This is a genomic window from Streptomyces sp. NPDC107471, from assembly GCF_055582845.1.
The window spans coordinates 36,309-52,347 of the sequence record NZ_JBVJPC010000008.1 but is presented as its reverse complement, the minus strand read 5'-3'; the positions used below and the strand labels follow the sequence as shown (position 1 = coordinate 52,347).

At 72.6% G+C, this 16,039-nt stretch carries 15 protein-coding genes; 6 read left to right on the top strand and 9 right to left on the bottom strand.

From position 1 onward, the window contains the following. Positions 1 to 39 precede the first annotated feature (39 nt). The 4 genes from ACZ66S_RS26100 to ACZ66S_RS26085 all read left to right on the top strand — a co-directional run bounded on the left by ACZ66S_RS26100 (position 40) and on the right by ACZ66S_RS26085 (position 3,258). Positions 40 to 756 (top strand): CBS domain-containing protein, encoded by a 717-nt coding sequence (locus ACZ66S_RS26100; RefSeq protein ID WP_469903945.1) that lies wholly within the window; start codon positions 40 to 42, stop codon positions 754 to 756. A gap of 71 nt (positions 757 to 827) precedes the next feature. Continuing rightward, positions 828 to 1,628 (top strand): alpha/beta fold hydrolase, encoded by an 801-nt coding sequence (locus ACZ66S_RS26095; RefSeq protein ID WP_469903944.1) that lies wholly within the window; start codon positions 828 to 830, stop codon positions 1,626 to 1,628. Positions 1,629 to 1,630: 2 nt separating this feature from the next. Next, the gene (locus ACZ66S_RS26090; RefSeq protein WP_469903943.1) at positions 1,631 to 2,923 is read left to right on the top strand and encodes a PP2C family protein-serine/threonine phosphatase; all 1,293 of its coding nucleotides are present in this window, start codon (positions 1,631 to 1,633) and stop codon (positions 2,921 to 2,923) included. After that, positions 2,920 to 3,258, top strand: coding sequence for an STAS domain-containing protein (locus ACZ66S_RS26085; protein WP_469903942.1), 339 nt, complete (start codon positions 2,920 to 2,922; stop codon positions 3,256 to 3,258). Before ACZ66S_RS26090 ends, ACZ66S_RS26085 begins: the two co-directional genes overlap by 4 nt. A gap of 55 nt (positions 3,259 to 3,313) precedes the next feature. Here the strand turns inward: ACZ66S_RS26085 and rph are convergent, their stop codons facing one another. Beyond that, positions 3,314 to 5,911: a rifamycin-inactivating phosphotransferase gene (rph, locus tag ACZ66S_RS26080; RefSeq protein WP_469903941.1), complete on the bottom strand. Its 2,598-nt coding sequence runs from the start codon at positions 5,909 to 5,911 to the stop codon at positions 3,314 to 3,316. Between the two features lie 413 nt (positions 5,912 to 6,324). On the opposite strand from rph, the gene ACZ66S_RS26075 reads away from it, so the two are divergent. Next, entirely contained in the window at positions 6,325 to 6,828 is a 504-nt protein-coding gene (locus tag ACZ66S_RS26075) for a MarR family winged helix-turn-helix transcriptional regulator (RefSeq protein WP_469903940.1), read from the top strand. A gap of 11 nt (positions 6,829 to 6,839) precedes the next feature. Here the strand turns inward: ACZ66S_RS26075 and ACZ66S_RS26070 are convergent, their stop codons facing one another. The 7 genes from ACZ66S_RS26070 to ACZ66S_RS26040 all read right to left on the bottom strand — a co-directional run bounded on the left by ACZ66S_RS26070 (position 6,840) and on the right by ACZ66S_RS26040 (position 14,006). Further along, the gene (locus ACZ66S_RS26070; protein WP_469903939.1) at positions 6,840 to 8,027 is read right to left on the bottom strand and encodes a PP2C family protein-serine/threonine phosphatase; all 1,188 of its coding nucleotides are present in this window, start codon (positions 8,025 to 8,027) and stop codon (positions 6,840 to 6,842) included. Next, positions 8,005 to 9,867, bottom strand: coding sequence for a PP2C family protein-serine/threonine phosphatase (locus tag ACZ66S_RS26065; protein WP_469903938.1), 1,863 nt, complete (start codon positions 9,865 to 9,867; stop codon positions 8,005 to 8,007). The genes ACZ66S_RS26070 and ACZ66S_RS26065 overlap by 23 nt, the downstream gene beginning before the upstream one ends. Continuing rightward, positions 9,851 to 10,936, bottom strand: coding sequence for a SpoIIE family protein phosphatase (locus ACZ66S_RS26060; RefSeq protein WP_469903937.1), 1,086 nt, complete (start codon positions 10,934 to 10,936; stop codon positions 9,851 to 9,853). The genes ACZ66S_RS26065 and ACZ66S_RS26060 overlap by 17 nt, the downstream gene beginning before the upstream one ends. Beyond that, positions 10,933 to 11,376 (bottom strand): anti-sigma regulatory factor, encoded by a 444-nt coding sequence (locus tag ACZ66S_RS26055; protein WP_469904329.1) that lies wholly within the window; start codon positions 11,374 to 11,376, stop codon positions 10,933 to 10,935. Before ACZ66S_RS26055 ends, ACZ66S_RS26060 begins: the two co-directional genes overlap by 4 nt. Next, complete coding sequence (locus ACZ66S_RS26050; RefSeq protein ID WP_469903936.1) at positions 11,376 to 11,801, bottom strand: STAS domain-containing protein; 426 nt, start codon at positions 11,799 to 11,801, stop codon at positions 11,376 to 11,378. The genes ACZ66S_RS26055 and ACZ66S_RS26050 overlap by 1 nt, the downstream gene beginning before the upstream one ends. Then, on the bottom strand, positions 11,798 to 12,697 hold the full coding sequence (locus ACZ66S_RS26045; protein WP_469903935.1) for an STAS domain-containing protein: 900 nt from the start codon (positions 12,695 to 12,697) through the stop codon (positions 11,798 to 11,800). Before ACZ66S_RS26045 ends, ACZ66S_RS26050 begins: the two co-directional genes overlap by 4 nt. A 136-nt stretch (positions 12,698 to 12,833) precedes the next feature. Next, complete coding sequence (locus tag ACZ66S_RS26040) at positions 12,834 to 14,006, bottom strand: PP2C family protein-serine/threonine phosphatase (protein ID WP_469903934.1); 1,173 nt, start codon at positions 14,004 to 14,006, stop codon at positions 12,834 to 12,836. Positions 14,007 to 14,142: 136 nt separating this feature from the next. On the opposite strand from ACZ66S_RS26040, the gene ACZ66S_RS26035 reads away from it, so the two are divergent. Further along, positions 14,143 to 14,628, top strand: a complete 486-nt coding sequence (locus ACZ66S_RS26035) for a MarR family transcriptional regulator (protein WP_469903933.1) — start codon at positions 14,143 to 14,145, stop codon at positions 14,626 to 14,628. Positions 14,629 to 14,927: 299 nt separating this feature from the next. On the opposite strand, the gene ACZ66S_RS26030 is transcribed toward ACZ66S_RS26035, so the two are convergent. Beyond that, the gene (locus tag ACZ66S_RS26030) at positions 14,928 to 16,037 is read right to left on the bottom strand and encodes a hypothetical protein (protein ID WP_469903932.1); all 1,110 of its coding nucleotides are present in this window, start codon (positions 16,035 to 16,037) and stop codon (positions 14,928 to 14,930) included. Between the last annotated feature and the right edge of the window lie 2 nt (positions 16,038 to 16,039).

Sequence of the window (16,039 nt, the reverse complement as noted above, 5' to 3'; positions counted from 1 at the left end):
CCTGAAGACAGGCGCCGTACCCGAACACCGGAGGCCGACATGCCGGGCACCCCGCACACCGTCAGTGACGTGATGACCCGTACCGTCGTCGCCCTGGTGAGCGACACCGCCTTCAAGGACATCGTGAAGGCCATGGGCCGGTGGAGGATCAGCGCCCTGCCCGTGGTGGACCGCGACAACCGCGTCGTGGGCGTGGTGTCCGAGGCCGACCTGCTGCCCAAGGAGGAGTTCCGCGACGGCGACCCGGACCGGTACGCCCGGCTGCGCCGGCTCTCCGACCTGTCCAAGGCCGGAGCGCGGACCGCCGAGGAGCTGATGACCGCCCCCGCCGTCACCGCGCGTGCCGACGAGACGATCGCGCAGGCCGCGCGGACCATGGCGCGGACCCAGGTCAAACGACTGCCGGTGGTGGACGCCGACGGACTGCTCCAGGGCGTCGTCAGCCGCTCCGACCTGCTCAAGGTGTTCCTGCGCGACGACGAGGACATCGCCCGCGAGGTGCGCCGCGACGTCGTCGGGTTCCTCTTCCCCGACCCCGTCGAGCCGATCCGGGTCGAGGTGCGCGACGGCCTCGTGACCGTGCGCGGCCGGGTGCCGGACACCTCGATCGTGCCCGTCGCGGTACGCCTCGTGCGGGCCGTGGAGGGAGTGGTGGACGTGGACTGCGCCCTGCTGGGCCCGCCGCGCCGGCCCGACCTCGATCCGGACTTCCCGGCCGTGGCCCCGGGGGGCGGACCGGACGGGCCCTCCTCCTGAGGAGCGCGCCGGGGCCCCACCCTGTGGAGGGGGTGCCACAGCGCCGGACGGGGCTTGAGAGACTGTCGGGCATGGACATCGCGAGCAGGAACCATGTGACCGTCACCGGCAACGCCCAGGGGCCGACGGTGGTGCTGGCGCATGGCTTCGGATGCGACCAGAACATGTGGCGGCTGACCCTGCCCGCTCTGGTCGACGACTACCGCGTGGTGCTGTTCGACTACGTGGGCTCCGGCCGCTCCGACGCCTCCGCGTTCTCGGAGGACCGTTACTCCTCCCTCGACGGGTACGCCCGGGACGTCGTCGAGGTGTGCGAGGCGCTCGACCTGCGTGACGCGGTGTTCGTGGGGCACTCGGTCAGCGCGATGATCGGCGTAATGGCTGCCGGCATGGCTCCCGAGCGAATTGGAGCGCTGGTGATGATCGCCCCGTCCCCGCGGTACATCGACGACGACGGCTACCGGGGTGGCTTCAGCGCCGAGGACATCGACGAACTGCTGGCCTCGCTGGAGGCGAACTACCTCGGCTGGTCGGCGGCCATGGCCCCGGTGATCATGGGCAACGCGGACCGGCCCGAACTCGGCGACGAGCTCAGGAACAGCTTCTGCGCCACCGACCCGGACATGGCGCGCGTCTTCGCCCGGACCACGTTCCTCTCGGACTCCAGGGACGACCTGAAGGGGGTGAGCGTGCCGACGCTGGTGCTGGAGTGCACCCAGGACGCGATCGCCCCGCGGGAGGTCGGAGCCTTCGTCCACCGCACGATCCCCGGCTCGACCCTGGTCACGCTGGACGCGACCGGACACTGCCCCCACCTGTCCGCGCCCGAGGCCACCAACCAGGCGATCGTCGCCTTCCTCGCGAGCCTGTGATGATGTGCCGCGCCGACCAGCAGCCCGACCCGCACGACGCCGACGCCGACCGGGAGACTCCTGACGCGGCATTCGCCGCACTGCTGGAGGACGGAGCCGAGGACCTGTACGAGAACGCGCCCTGCGGATACCTGTCCACGCTGATGGACGGCACCATCGCGAAGATCAACGGCACCCTGCTGGGCTGGCTCCGTCTGGAGCGGGAGGCGGTGGTGGGCCGGATGCGGTTCACCGACCTGCTGACCGTCGGCGGCAAGCTGTACCACGAGACGCACTTCGCGCCGCTGCTGCGGATGCAGGGCGAGATCAGCGGCATAGCCCTGGAGATGAAGCAGACCGGCGGTGGCCGGATACCCGTGCTGGCCTCCTCCGTGGTCAAGCACGGCACCACCGGCCAGCCCCTGCTGATCCGCACCACGGTCTTCGACGCCCGGGACCGCCGCGCCTACGAGGAGGAGCTCCTGCGCCGCCGTGAAGCGGCCGAGGCGGCCCGCCGGCAGGCGGAGGCCGACCGCGCCCGGCTGCAGGAGGCGCTCGCCGTGCTCCAGCAGTCGCTCCTCCCGGACATCCTGCCGACGGTACCCGGCGTGCAGACGGCCACTCACTACCACACCGCCTCGCCCGACCGGCTGGGCGGCGACTTCTACGACGTCTTCGCCCTCGACGGCAAACGCTTCGGGTTCTTCCTCGGCGACGTCTGCGGCAAAGGGCCCCAGGCCGCCGCACTCACCTCGCTGACCCGCTACACCCTGCGCGCCGCCGCACTGCACAACCACGACCCCGTCGCCACCCTGGGCACCCTCAACACGGTGCTCCACGAGCGCTACGCCGGCAGCGGCGACCCCCGCTACTGCACCGCCGTCTTCGGCACCCTCGAACCCGATCCCGACACCGGGCAGTTGGCCGTCCACCTCGCCGCGGGCGGTCACCCCCCGGTCATCGTCCTGCGCGCGGACGGCACCGCCGAGTTCCTGCCCACCCCCGGCGGCCTGCTCGTCGGCATCCTGCCCGCCGCGCCCTTCACCGACGCCAGGACCGTCCTCGGCCCCGGCGACACGCTTCTTCTCTACACGGACGGCCTCACCGAAGCCCGCACCGGCCCGGACCGCACCGGCCGCTACGGCGACGAAGCGCTGCTCGCCTTCGTCACCGCTCACGCGGGCAAGCCGCCGCACGCCGTCGTCGAGGCCCTGACCGGCCTTCTGGACGGCTTCGGTGACGGCCTCGACGACGACACCGCCCTGCTCGCCATCGGTGTCCCCGCCTCCGACCCCCGGACGAGAAACGAACGATGAGCAAGCTGAAGATCACTACCCGAGATGCCGCGACCGGTCCCGTGCTGGAGATTTTCGGTGAACTCGACTACGCCAACGTCGCCGAACTGCAGTCGGTTCTCGGCGGCCTTCACCTCCGAGCGGGCCAGTGCCTGGTCCTGGACATGAGCGGCCTGGAGTTCTGCGACTCCAGTGGCATCACCTCCCTGATCGCCGCGCGCGGCACCGCGCAGGCCGTCCAGGCGGACGTCGCCCTGGCCGCCGTACCGCCGAACATCCTGCGCGTCCTGCGCATCGTCGGCCTCGACCAGATCTTCACCATCCACCCCGACAGCGAGACCGCCACCCGTCCCTGAACCGGGCTGCCGGGGCGCGCGGGGCGGAGCCGGGAGGCGGCTCCGCCCCGCGCGGTCAGGGCAGGATCTCGACGTACCCGTCGGTTCCGTGCACGCGGATCCGCTGGCCGTCCCGGATCCGCCGGGTGGCCTGCTCCACGCCCACGACGGCCGGCAGGCCGTACTCTCGGGCGATGACCGCGCCATGGGTCATCTGGCCGCCCACCTCCGTCACCAGGCCCGCGATGCCGACGAACAGCGGCGACCAGCTCGGGTCCGTGAACGTGGTGACCAGGATGTCGCCCGCCGCCAGGTCGGCGTCCGCCATGTCGAGGATGACGCGGGCCCGCCCCTCGACGGTCCCGGTGGAGACCGGCAGGCCGATCAGGGCACCCGCCGGCACGTCGTCGCGCCGGTAGGCCCCGTTGAGGGCCTCGCCGTCCGAGGTGAGGACCCGGGGCGGGGTGAGCGCCTCGTACGCGCGGAACGCCTCCTTGCGCCGGCGGACGAGCCGGTCGTCGACCCGCTGCGAGCGCACGGCCTCGCGGAACTCCTCGAAGGTGAGGTGGAAGACGTCGTCCCGGTCGGCGAGCACGCCCGCCGCCACCAGGCGCTCGGCCTCCGCCATGAGGGCCTGCTTGTAGACGAAGTAGCGGCTGATGATGTCGTACTTGGGGTACTCCCGGTAGCCGATGAAGGTGCGGACCCGGTCGATCATGCCCTTGGTCTCGGCTGCCTTCCGCTCCCCGTCCGGCAGTTCCCGCAGGCGGGTCAGCACCTCCTGCTCCTTCTGCGCCGCCCGCTGCCGGCCCTGTTCGAAACGCCGCCGGGCCGCGCCCGGGGCGAAGTTCCTGACGTTGTCGAGGATCACCGGGACGAGCGTGCCGGGGCGTTCGCGCCAACGCGGCCTCGTCACGTCGATCTCGCCGACGCAGCGCATGCCGTACCGGTCGAGGTAGGCCTCGATCGCGTCGCGGGCCTCGGTCCCGCCCGGGAGCTTCACCAGGTCGTCGAGGAAGCCGTCGTCCTCGACGCCCGCGAGGAAGTCGACCACCTGCGGGTGCGGACGGATCACGTCCGCGACGTCGAGCAGCGCGAGCCCCATCTCCGACGTGACGTTGCCGGGGGCGGACAGGGTCAGCGTGTCGGCCGCGTTCCTCTCGCCGAGCCACTCCTCCAGCTTGTCGTTGAGCCACCAGGTGGCCTCCATGCCCGCCATGATCGCCTTGAAGTTCAGCGGGTCGGTGAGGACGCGTTTGTGCTCCTCGAAGGCCTCCAGCAGGAAGTCGAACACCTCCGGTCCGGACTTGGTCCGGGCCGCGCGCCGCAGGGCGGCGATGGACGCCTGGCTGCGCTCGATCAGACCGGTGACGACGGCCGGGTCGGTCTCGACCGGCTCCGGGGGCCCGCCGGCGCGCGGCCCGCCGGGAGGCGCGTCCGGCAGCGACGGGACGAAGTCCCCGCGGTCGAGGACCGTCTCCAGGGCGTCCCGGACCAACGGGTCGCCCCTGCCCATGAGTTCCAGCAGGGCGGCACGGCTCGCGGGCGCGGCCAGACGCTCGGTGACGTCGACGAACAGCCTCCCGCCGGCCGCGTGCATCCGCGCCATGGCGGTCAGTTGCCACATCGACAGGCCCAAGGGCTTCATGGCGTCGGTCATCATCTGCTGGTGGCCGACGGAGACGTAGACGTGGTTCTCCCCGTCGCCGCTCTCGGGGACGGGGAACAGCGTCGTGATCGGCCGGCTCTGCACGATGTGGAAGTCGTCGTCGACCAGGCACCACTCGATGTCCTGCGGGCGGCCGAAGTGCGCCTCGATCCGGCGCCCGAGCTCCGCGAGCCGGACCGCCTGCGCGTCCGTCAGGGCGGGCTCCTCCTGGCGCCCCGCGCCGACGGCCACTTCCCGCGTGCCTCCGTTCGGCAGCGCGCGCACCTCCCGCCGCTTGGCGGAGATCGTCCTGGCGACGACCTCGCCGTGCCGCACCTTGAGGACGTCCGGGTTCACCAGGCCGGACACCAGGGCCTCGCCGAGCCCGAAGCCGGCGTCCACGCTCGCGACCGTCCGGTCGCCCGTGACGGGGTCGGCCGTGAACAGGATGCCGGAGGCGTGCGGGAAGACCATCCGCTGCACGACCACGGCCATGAGGACCGTACGGTCGTCGACGCCGTTGCGTCTCCGGTAGGTGACGGCCCGTTCGGTGAACAGGGACGCCCAGCAGCGGCTGACGTGCCGCAGGACCGCCGTCGGGCCCACCACGTTCAGGTAGGTGTCCTGCTGGCCCGCGAAGGAGGCCGTGGGCAGGTCCTCGGCCGTCGCGCTGGAGCGGACGGCGTGCGGGACCTGTTCACCGGAACGGCCGAGCGCGAGGGTGATCTCCTTCGCCAGGTCGTCCGGGACGGGGATCTCCTCGATGGTCCGGCGGATCTCCGCGCTGAGCGTGCGGATCGCCTCCTGGTCGTCCGGGCTCACGCGTGCGAGCCGGTCGAGCTGTGCCTCGACCGACGGCTCCCGCGCCACGACCCGCCGGTAGGCGTCCGTCGTCACGCAGAAGCCCGCCGGGACGCGGATCCCCTCGATCCGCGACAGACTGCCCAGATGTGCTCCCTTGCCGCCGGCGACGGCGAGCCGGCTCTCGTCGATCTCCTGGAGATCCAGCACGTACTGCTCGGTCATCGTGACACCTCCGAGGCGGCCGTGCCGTACTGCACCGCGTTGCCCGATCGAATGTGCAGGTTGTTCGAACCGTTGGTCGAGCACGTCGTCATCCGCGGTTGCCTTCCCCTCGACGAGTCGGTCGGTCGCTCCGCCCACCCGGGCGCTGCGCACCAGACGTCGACAACAACACGTCGTTCCCCCATTTCCGCAGGTTGTGGCCTCGGCCGACGATTCTGCGCCGCGACGGGGGGCTTGCCGCAAGCCCCCCGTCGCGCTATAAGTTGAGTAGTGGCAAGGAGAGTTCTCTCCTTGCCTTTTCCTTTTGCCGTTCTCCGGAGCGAGCCATGTGCTTGGTCGACGTGTCATCGGGTACCGCGTTTGAATAAGGGTGGTATCTGCATGGCCAAGCGATTACTGAAAGCGATGGGTGTGTGACTCGTCTCAGTGGCTCGGGGGACGACCAGTCGAGCGGAACGGGTGACGACCCACTCTCCGTCGCGCTGGAGGTCGCCGACGCCGTGGACGGTCTCGCGAACCTGTGGTCGGTGGCCGCCCAGGGAGCGAGTCTGAGGCTGTCGCCGCACCAACTGCGAGCCCTGCGGGTCCTGGAGGCGGAACCGGGGCTCAACCTCACCACGCTGGCCGAGAGCATGGACATAGGGCCGCCGACCGCGAGCCGCCTGTGCGACCGGCTGGAGGCAGCCGGTCTGCTGGAGCGTCTCCTGCATCCGCACCGGCGGCGCGAGGTGCAGCTCGTGCTCACCGGACGCGGGCGGCAGGTGCTGAACGAGGTGGCCGCTCGCAGGTCGCAGGCGCTCGCCGCGGTCCTCGCCGCCATGGGCCCCGCCGAGCGGGCCGCCCTGAGCGCAGGGCTGCGGGCTTTCCTGAGCGCTCAGGACGACACCGACAAGGAGAGCGACGACCCCGGACGCTGACCGGCGGCAGGTCAGCCCTGGCGGCCGTTCCAGTCGAGGCAGACCACGGCGGCGTCGGACACCAGGTCACGGCTGCCGAAGTGCTCGATCAGGCCGGCGACGACCGCCCGTGCTGTCTCATGGGGCGGCGCGGTACGGGTGGCGCCGAGGATCTGGCGCAGGACGCGCTCGCCGAACAGGTCGCCCGTCGCGGAGCGGGTGCCGTGGACACCGGTGCTGACGGCGATGAGACGGTCGCCGGGCTCGACCTGGAACGTCTGCTCCGAGTAGAGGGTCTCCTCGAACATGCCGAGCGGCATCTGCGCCTCCAGCTCGATCCGCTCGGTGTGGCCGTCGCGCTGCCGGAACAGTTGCGGGGAGCCCGCGTCGACGGCCTGCACGACGCCGGTCGCCAGCTCGAAGCGCAACAGCAGCGTGGAGGCGTACGCCTTGCCGCCGTACTGGGCGTAGACGGCCTGGTCGGCGAGGCACGCCTGGTCGGCGAGGCCTATGCCGGCGCGGCGGGCGTTGCGCAGGGCGCCGGTCGTGAGGCCGGCGAGCAGGGAGGCGTCGATGCCGTGTCCCATGCCGTCGGTGATGGTCAGGACGAGGTGGTCGGCGCCGGTGGACCAGTCGAAGGTGTCGCCGCCGATGGAGTAGGCGGGTTCGAGGTGCGCGCCGATGGCGTACTCCTCGCGGGCGCAGCCCCGGCCGGGCAGGAGCTGCCACTGCATCTCGGCGGCGAGGGTCAGCCGGCGGGTGCGGCGGGCCTGGAGGTAGAGGTCGGTGTCGCGGCCGGCGGCGGTGACCTCGTGGCCGAGTGCCGTGGCGAAGTCGGCGAGCTGGAGCACGGTGTGCGGGTCGACGGCGCCCGTCGGCAGGTGCACGGACAGGACGCCGAGGCGGTCGCCGCGCACCGTGATCGGCAGATGGGCCAGGTGCCCGGCCGGGTCGTGGAGGACTTCGAGCACCGGCCGCTGGGTGAGGAAGGCGCTGCCGGCGGGTCCTTCGTGGGCGGAGACCGGGGGACCGGTCTGCGGCAGGTGGGTCACCGGTTGCAGCACGGCCAGGCCGTAGTCGGCGAGCAGCAGGCGCACGTCCTGGGCGCCCACCCGCTCGGCGAGCAGACGCTGGGCGGTGGCCACCAGCGCGTGCGGCGGGGCCGCGCGGAGCTGGGCCTCCGCGGACGGCTGCGGTTCAGAGGCTTTCACGAAATCCACCCTCTCGCCTTGAGTCCTTCACGCTACCGTGCGCGGGCGGGCTGTCGGGCGGTTCGAAGTCGGAGGGGGACCGGTCCGCCTGCCGGGGCCGCTCCCGCTCCGTCGGGGCCACGGTGTGGCACAGCAGCAGGCAGACGTCGTCGTCGCGTTCGGAGTCGTACAGGAGGGGCTTGAGCAGGGCGTCCGCGGCGGCGTCCAGGTCCTGTTCGAGTTCCGGTGTGCCGAGCGCCTCCAGGGCGCGGCCGAGACGCCCGATGCCGGGGTCGATGCCCTGCCCCCGGCGTTCCACGAGGCCGTCGGTGTACAGCACCAGGGACGAACCGGGCGGCAGATCGGTCCGCTGGTCGGTGTACACGTACGGCAGCGGGATGCCCAGCATGACGCCGGGTTTGGCGTCGAGGACCCGTACGGTGCCGTCGGCGGCGCGTGCGACGGCGGGCGGGTGGCCCGCCGAGGCCCACACCACCTCCGGTTCGCCGGGCCGGAAGCGGGCGATCAGCGCGGTGGCGTACAGGTCCGGCTGCAGGTGGCCGAGCATGCGGTGCAGCCGGGTGAGGATCTCGCCCGGGGTGGCGTTCTCGACGGCGTAGGCGCGCAGGGCCGTGCGCAACTGGCCCATGACGACCGCGGCGTGCAGTCCGTGGCCGGTGACGTCCCCTATCACGGCCAGCAGGCTCCCGTCGGGCTGGAGGAAGGCGTCGTACCAGTCGCCGCCGATGTTCATGCCCCAGGTGGCGGGGAGGTAGCGCGCGGCTAGCAGCAGGCCCGGCGGGGTGGGCAGGTCGGTGAGCTGGGCGCGCTGCAGGGCCTCGGCGGTGTTGCGGGACTGCTGGTACCGGTGGGCGTGGTCGAGGGCGACACCCACGCGGCGGGCGAGCTCGACCAGCATCATTGAGGTGTCCTCGTCGAAGCGGTCGCCAGGGGCGGTGAGCGTGAGGACGCCCAGCAGGCGCTGCGCGACGAGGGGGATGGCCAGCAGCGGGCGCTCGGGGGACAGGGCGGAGGCCGGGAGGTCGTCGACGCCGGGCAGGTTGCCGGGGTGGGCGGCGGCGTGCTGGGGGCGGCCGGTACGGGCCGCGGCGACGGCGGCCGCCGAGTGCTCCGGGACCCGGTGCGGGCGCTCGTCGTCGTGGTCCTCGTACTCCTCCTCGTCGAAGAGCCAGACGTCGAGGCGCTCCGCGTACTCCGGCACCAGCATGTCGGAGAGGCGGCGCAGGATGGCCGTGTGGCTGAGCGAGGAGGTGATGGCCGCGCTGGCGTCACCGAGGAAGGTCAGCAGGCGCCGGGCCCGTTCCGCCGCGGTGCGCGCGGTCCGCTCCGCCTCCAGGAGTTCGCGCTGCGCGCGTGCCGCGGCCTCCAGGTCGGCGTGCAGGGCCAGGACGCCCTGGTTGGTGTGGTGCAGCTCCTCCCGGTGCAGCCGGACCAGGTTCTCCTGCTCGTCGAGCAGGCGCAGCACCGCCGCGGTGTTCTCGTCGGCGCGCAGCAGCGCCTGCGCCAGCGGGGCGGTGCCGCGGCGGCCGGTACGGGCGGGCGGGTGGGCCAGGGAGCAGACGAGCGCCGGTGTCTCGTCCCGCGGGCCCGGCTCGCCGTCGCCTGCCGGGGTCAGCGACACCTCCAGCCGGGCGCCCTGTCCGGGAGCGGACTGCCGGACGTGGAGCCGCAGTTCCCACGCGCCGCCCTGACCGACGCAGTGGCGCAGCCGTGCCGACAGTGCCGTCAGGAAGCGGACGCGGTCCACCGTCGGCGCCCCGCCGTCGGTGGCGATGCGGTCGACGGCGGCACGGGCCCGGGCGGCGTCGGTGGCCGACGCGATCTTCCAGACGTCATGGGGTGCGGTCATGCGGGTCCGTCCGGGGGTCAGGGGCCAGTACGGCCACACTGGCGTCGTCGCGCAGGGGCCGGGCGGCGCTTCCGGCGTCCCTGAGGACGACCGCGGCCACCACGGCCGGATCGTGGGTGCCGAGATGGGGGCCGTCGGGTGGCACCCAGCGGCTGGGGAGCCCGTCGCTGTGCAGGACGAGCAGACTGTCCGGGGTCCAGCCATTCTCGCGCAGGGGCACGGTGGCGGGGAAGTGGGCTCCGACGATTCCGGGGTGGGAGACGAGGGGCTGCCACGCGCCGCCGCTGCGCAGCCGGGCACCGATGTTGCCGACCCCGGCGAACGTGAGCCGGCCGGCGTCCTCGTCGAGCTGTGCCACGCCGACGGCCGCTCCCCGCGTGGCCCGAAGCGCGGCGTGCAGCCGCCGCAGGATCTCGGCCGGCGGCAGATCCGCGCACCGGTGCAGTTCCTCCACGGCGGCCGTGGAGGCGTCGGCCGCCTTGTCCCCGTGGCCGAGCCCGTCCACCAGCATCAGGGTGACGCGCCTGCCGGAACGCACCCGGCTGAAGGCGTCCCCGGACTGTTCGGCGTGGGCGAGGGAGGTGGTGATCCCCCCGGCCCGGGTGCCCGTGCGGGGGCGGACCTTCCGGGGGCGGGGTCCGCCGGGCGTCCGTGCCGGGGTGATGCGGGCGACCGCGACGGTGCCCCGGCCGGGGCTGCTGTGCAGGTCGAACTCCCTGGAGACGCGCCGGCAGGTGCCCAGGCCGGCGCCGAGGGACGAGGAGGCGGTGGTGTGACCGTCGCGCATGGCCGCCGGGACGTTGTCGATGCCCGGGCCGTGATCGAGGGAGGCGATCTGCACGCAGGGCACGTCCTCGGCGAGCGTGTCGGCGGGGGCGACCAGGTTGATGACGATCCGGCCGCCGCCGGCGTGCTTGACGAGGTTGGTGCCCAGCTCGGTGGCCACCAGCGCGGCCACCGCCGTGGCGTGCGCGTCCAGCCCCGCCCGGGCGCAGGCGGCCTCGGCGGCGACGCGTACGTCCCGCACACGGGTGCTGTCCTGGACGGGGATGTCCCACACCCTGCTCAAGAGGCACCTGTGCGCGGCGCGGGCACGCCGGAGACCCAGTCGGTGATGGTGACGGTGGTGCCCGCACCGGGGCGGGTGTCCAGGGCGAACTCCTTGACGAGGCGCTTGGCCCCGCTCAGGCCCATACCCAGGCCGCTACCAGTGGTGTAACCGTCGGTCATGGCGAGGTCGACGTCCCGGATGCCTGGGCCCTTGTCGACGAAGGACAGCCGCAGTCCGTGGTGGACGCCTTCCGACAGCACCATCATCTCCATGTGTCCGCCGCCGCCGTGGACCAGGGCGTTGCGGGCCAGTTCGCTGGCCGCGGTCACCAGCTTCGTCTGCTGGACGAGGTTGAAGCCGAGTTCGGCAGCGGTCTGACGCACCTGTTGTCGGACCCAGGCCAGGTCTGCGTCCGAGCCGATGGGCAGACGCGCGGTCGAGGTGATGGGGGCATGCATCATGCACCCTCTTCCGGGTGTGCGGTCGGAGCTGCCGAGAGGGCGCCGCCCAGCAGGGACAGGGCCTTCTCGACGTTCAGGGCCGTTCCCAGGCCGGGCAGGGTGAGCCCCATCTCGACAAGGGTGATGGCCACGGCGGGACGCATTCCGGCCAGCACGGTCCGTGCGGCCATCAGGCGTGCGCTCGCGGCGATCTCGGCCAGGACGCGGCCGAGGAAGGAGTCCACGACGTCCACCCCGGAGATGTCGATCACGACGCCGTTCACCGGCGTCGGGCTGGACGCGATCCGTTGGGAGATGTCGTGCTGGAGCTGTTCGGCCGCCCCGTCGTGCAGCTCGCCCTGCAGGGTGACCAGCAGGACGTCCCCGAGCGTCAGCACCGGTACCGGACCGGAGCCGGAGTGCGCGGCGAGGAAGCCGGTCACCGTGGGATCGCCGCCGTCACCGGACGTGCGGAGACGACGATGCCCTGCTGGGTGAGAGCGTAGGCCAGCGCGTCGGCGAGCCCCGCCCGCGTGATGATCGACCCGAGGTCGATGCCGAGGTGGACGATGGTCTGCGCGATGGCGGGACGGATCCCGGAGACGATGCACTCCGCACCCATCAGCCGGGCCGCGGCGACCGTCTTCATGAGGTGCTGGGCGACGAGCGAGTCCACGGTCGGGACGCCGGTGATGTCGAGGATGGCGTACGCGGCCCGCTGGTCCACGATGGCCTCCAGGAGGCTCTCCATCACGACTTGGCTGCGGGCGCTGTCCAGGGTCCCGATCAGCGGTACGGCGACGACGCCGTCCCACAGCTTGATGACCGGCGTGGCCACCTCCATCAACTGCTGGTGCTGCCGGGCGATGAGCTCCTCGCCCGCGCTCACCGTGGTCTCCATGACGACCAGACGGAGCGTGGCCGTCAGGACGGCCAGCGCCTGCGCGCAGGCGACCCCGCGCGCCTCGTCGTCGGCGTCCTGGAACTCGGCGAGCAGCAGGGCGGCTACCGGCTCGCGCAGTATCGCGACCTCGCCGGCGATCTGCACGGGGGTGAACCCGGCCCGGGCTCGGGCCGCCGCCATGCGTCCGAGCTGGTCCCGCACGGTGCCGAAGCCCGGGGCGTCGACGTCCTCCAGCCGCCCGGTGCGCGCCACGTCGGCCAGGGAGTCCACCACGGCCTTGCACGCCTCGACCGCTTCGTCCCGGGAGACGGTGAAGACCGTTCGGAACAGGGCGGCGTCCGCCCAGCGCTGGGCGATCTGCTCACGACGCCGCTCGAGGAAGGCGCCCAGCTCCTTCGCCGTCTCGAGGGCCGTGTCGTGCTCCGCCACCTGCATCGTCTCCCTGCCTGCGAGCCCTTGCGGCCCGCCGAGCGGTCAGGCCATGTGGCAATTATTGCCGCATGGCAAACGTTAACGCGTGCGTGTGGCGGTGAACAACATGCCCCCGCCGCCGCGAGGCAGACCCCGCCGGTCAGGCGAACTCCGGTCTGCCGTGCCAGTCCAGACAGACGATCAGCGCGTCGTCGTTCGGCATGGACTCGCCGCGGTGGCCGGTCAGCTCGCGCAGGACGGCGCGCGGCACCTCCGCGGCGGGCAGCAGGCGGGTGGCGTGGATGGCCCGGGAGAGAGCCGCCTCACCGTACGCCTCGCCCCTGGGGGAGGCCACGGCGTGGACCCCGTCGCTGACGAAGACGAGCCGGTCCCCGGGCTCGGCCTGGAATTCCTGCGCGAGGTAGTCGGTCTCCTCGAACATGCCCAGCGGGAGCTGCGCGTCGAAGTCGACGCGCTCCACGGCACCGCCGCGCAGCCGCCACAACTGGGGGGAGCCGGCGTCCACGACGCTCGCCCGGCCGGTGGCCAGGTCGAAGTCGAACAGCAGGACGGACAGGTAGCACCGCCCCCGGTAGTGGGCGTACACGGCCTGGTCGGCCAGGGCCGCCTGGTCGGCGATGGACAGCCCGGCACGCCGGGCGTTGCGCAGCGCGTTGATCGCCAGGTTCGTCAGCAGGGAGGCCTCTATGCCCTCGCCCATGCCGTTGGTGACGTACAGCATCAGGTGGTCGGCGGTGGCGGACCAGTCGAAGTTGTCACCGAAGATCGCGTAGGCCGGCTCCAGTTGGGCCCCCAGTTCGTACTCGGGGCGGGAGCAGGCGCGGCCGGGGAGCAGTTGCCACTGCATCTCGGCGGCCAGGGTCAGCCGGTCCTTGCGCCGCGCCTGGAGGTACAGGTCGGTGTCACGCTCCGCCACGACCACCTCGTGCCCCAGTACCTCGGCGACGGCGGCCAGCTCGGACTCCCAGTGCCGGGTGGCCTCGCCGTCCGGCAGGGTGACCGACAGCACGCCGAGCCGGTCGCCGCGCACACTGACCGGCAGGTGCAGCCGCGTCCGCCCGTCGCGCACGTCCTCCCAGTACGGCTTCTGCGCACCGAAGGCCCGGCCCGCCGGACTGCTGTGCACCGACACCGGCTCCAGCGTGTGCGGCAGCACCGACACCGGTTGCAGCACCCGCAGGCTGTAGTCGGCCATGAACAACTCGACGTCCTCCGCGCCGTACTCCTCGATCAGTACGGCGCGGACGGCGTCGAGCAACTCGTGGGGGGCCGCTGTGCGCAGGGCGCGTTCAGCGGCCAGAAATCTCTTCATGATGGGTGAACACCTGTCCTTCGCAAAACGACGTACGGGCCCCGGTCACGAGACCGGCTCGCTTCGACCAGCCCTGTCCTGTGGGGTCGGCGCACGCGCCTAGTACGCTGGCAGGCACCCCAGTGCCTGCGAGAGTGTGATCGTGACTGCCTTCCGACGCCGCTTCGAGCCTGATGAGGTCGCACGCGTGACCACGACGGCCGTCGAGCTGCTGGAGGTCGTGTGGGGCCGGGCGTCGACCGCGCCCACCTCCGCGTCGCAGCTTCGGGCGCTGTACATCCTCGAACACCACGACGGCATCAACCTGCGCACCCTCGCCGAGTCCCTCGCCTCGACCCCGCCGGCCACGAGTCGGCTGTGCGACCGACTGGTGGCGGCCGGACTCGTGGAGCGGGTCGTGTGCGAGGAGAACAGGCGCGAGGTGCGGCTGCATCTCAGTGGCCGCGGCCGCGACTTCCTCGTCGACCTGCGGATCCGCAGGGAGAGGGAGTTGCAGACCGTGCTGGCGGACATGCCCGCCGGCAAGCGGGTCGCGCTGCTGGAAGGGCTGGAGGCGTTCTGCGCCGCCGCGGCGGCGCCGACGCACGACGACGAGGCGGGCTCCGACAGCCGGACCGCCTGAACCGCCGAGCCCGTCGGCGTTCCTGTCACCTCTCGACATGGGTGACCAGCACACGGAGTGGTCTCCGCCCACCGAAGCATTCCCGGTCCTTCCCCATACGTACGACACGGTTGCTGTACTGCCTTCTGGCTTCCATTGTCGGACGGCAACAGTGCGTCCGACGCCCTTACCTGAACTCGGTTACCCCGTCGTGCCGAGTTCCTCGGCGGGTGTGCCGTATGTCTCTCGATCGAGGGAAACCGTGCATGCGCCGCGACTCGCGGGGAAGAGGGATGGATTTCCGCTTCGCTCCGCGCTTCTCAGCCGAAGCGCAGGATCCGCGGGGCGAAGGTGCCCTCGGGACCGGCGGCGCGGCCCACCGACCACACCGTCCCCGTGCCCGGCACCGGGGCCAGGCGCAGCGTCCAGGAGTCGCCCTCCCCGGCCACCGGGGGTTCGCCGTACTCGGTGAACGCCTGTCCGTTCCAGGCAAGGAAGTCCGGGCCGGGAACGAGCGGCGGAGTGCTGCCCGGCGGGCCCCACTTCTGCGAGCGGGCCACCGCGACCCAGGCGAGCGCGCCGGACGCGTCGGCCGCCAGCGAGGTGACCGAGCCGAAGTCGGTGGGCACGGTCACATGGCTCCAGGTCTGCCCGTCGAAGCGGACCAGCAGCGGAGGTATCGGCCGGCCGGGGGGACCGCCCACGAACCCGGCCGTGCCGCCTGCCCACACCTCGGTCGCGGAGACCGCCAGCACACTGCCCACGGCCGACCGCGGGAAGCCGTCCACGATCGTCTGCTGCCAGGCCTGCCCGTCCCAGTGGGACACGGCCGCGCCCGCGTCGGTGGCGCCCGCGGCCCAGACGTCGTCGGCTGCCTTGATGTGCAGGCCGTACACGGCTCCCGGCGGGACGGGCACGTCCCGCCAGGCGCGTCCGTCCCGGCGCAGCAGCACCTGGGTGCCGTTCCGTGAGCCCGTCAGCCAGGTCTCGCCGCCGCCCGCGACGACCCCGGTGAGCACCACACCGGACGGGGGCCGGCTCTCGGACCAGGCGGTGCCGTCGAAGCGGAGCAGCCGGGCGCCGCCCGCCGCGTCGCGGCCCACCGCCCAGACCGCCGCCGGTGAGGTCGCGGCGACGGACAGCAGCTCACCCTGCCAGCCGATCCCGGGCAGGCCCTGGCGGTGCCAGGCGGTGCCGTCCCAGCGCAGCACCAGCGGGAAGCCCGGTGCCTCGCGGCCGACGGCGTCGGCGCCCACCGCCCATGCCCGGTCCGGGCCGAACGCCACGGCCTCGTTCAGCGCGGCCTGCGGTCGTACGTCGGCCGGGACCGGCACGTGCTGCCAGGACAGGGGGCCCGCCGCGGCCGAGCTCATGACGGCGACCAGGGCCATGGCGAGAGCGAGGGCGGCGACGAACAGTCTGCGTGCCATGG

Excerpts from the sequence above, each read along its gene's own strand:
- ACZ66S_RS26030 (WP_469903932.1), bottom strand. The coding sequence starts at position 16,037 with ATGGCACGCAGACTGTTCGTCGCCGCCCTCGCTCTCGCCATGGCCCTG.
- ACZ66S_RS26040 (WP_469903934.1), bottom strand. The coding sequence starts at position 14,006 with ATGAAGAGATTTCTGGCCGCTGAACGCGCCCTGCGCACAGCGGCCCCC.
- rph (WP_469903941.1), bottom strand. The coding sequence starts at position 5,911 with ATGACCGAGCAGTACGTGCTGGATCTCCAGGAGATCGACGAGAGCCGG.
- ACZ66S_RS26045 (WP_469903935.1), bottom strand. The coding sequence starts at position 12,697 with ATGCAGGTGGCGGAGCACGACACGGCCCTCGAGACGGCGAAGGAGCTG.
- ACZ66S_RS26085 (WP_469903942.1), top strand. The coding sequence starts at position 2,920 with ATGAGCAAGCTGAAGATCACTACCCGAGATGCCGCGACCGGTCCCGTG.
- ACZ66S_RS26100 (WP_469903945.1), top strand. The coding sequence starts at position 40 with ATGCCGGGCACCCCGCACACCGTCAGTGACGTGATGACCCGTACCGTC.
- ACZ66S_RS26055 (WP_469904329.1), bottom strand. The coding sequence starts at position 11,376 with ATGCATGCCCCCATCACCTCGACCGCGCGTCTGCCCATCGGCTCGGAC.
- ACZ66S_RS26095 (WP_469903944.1), top strand. The coding sequence starts at position 828 with ATGGACATCGCGAGCAGGAACCATGTGACCGTCACCGGCAACGCCCAG.
- ACZ66S_RS26065 (WP_469903938.1), bottom strand. The coding sequence starts at position 9,867 with ATGACCGCACCCCATGACGTCTGGAAGATCGCGTCGGCCACCGACGCC.
- ACZ66S_RS26090 (WP_469903943.1), top strand. The coding sequence starts at position 1,631 with ATGTGCCGCGCCGACCAGCAGCCCGACCCGCACGACGCCGACGCCGAC.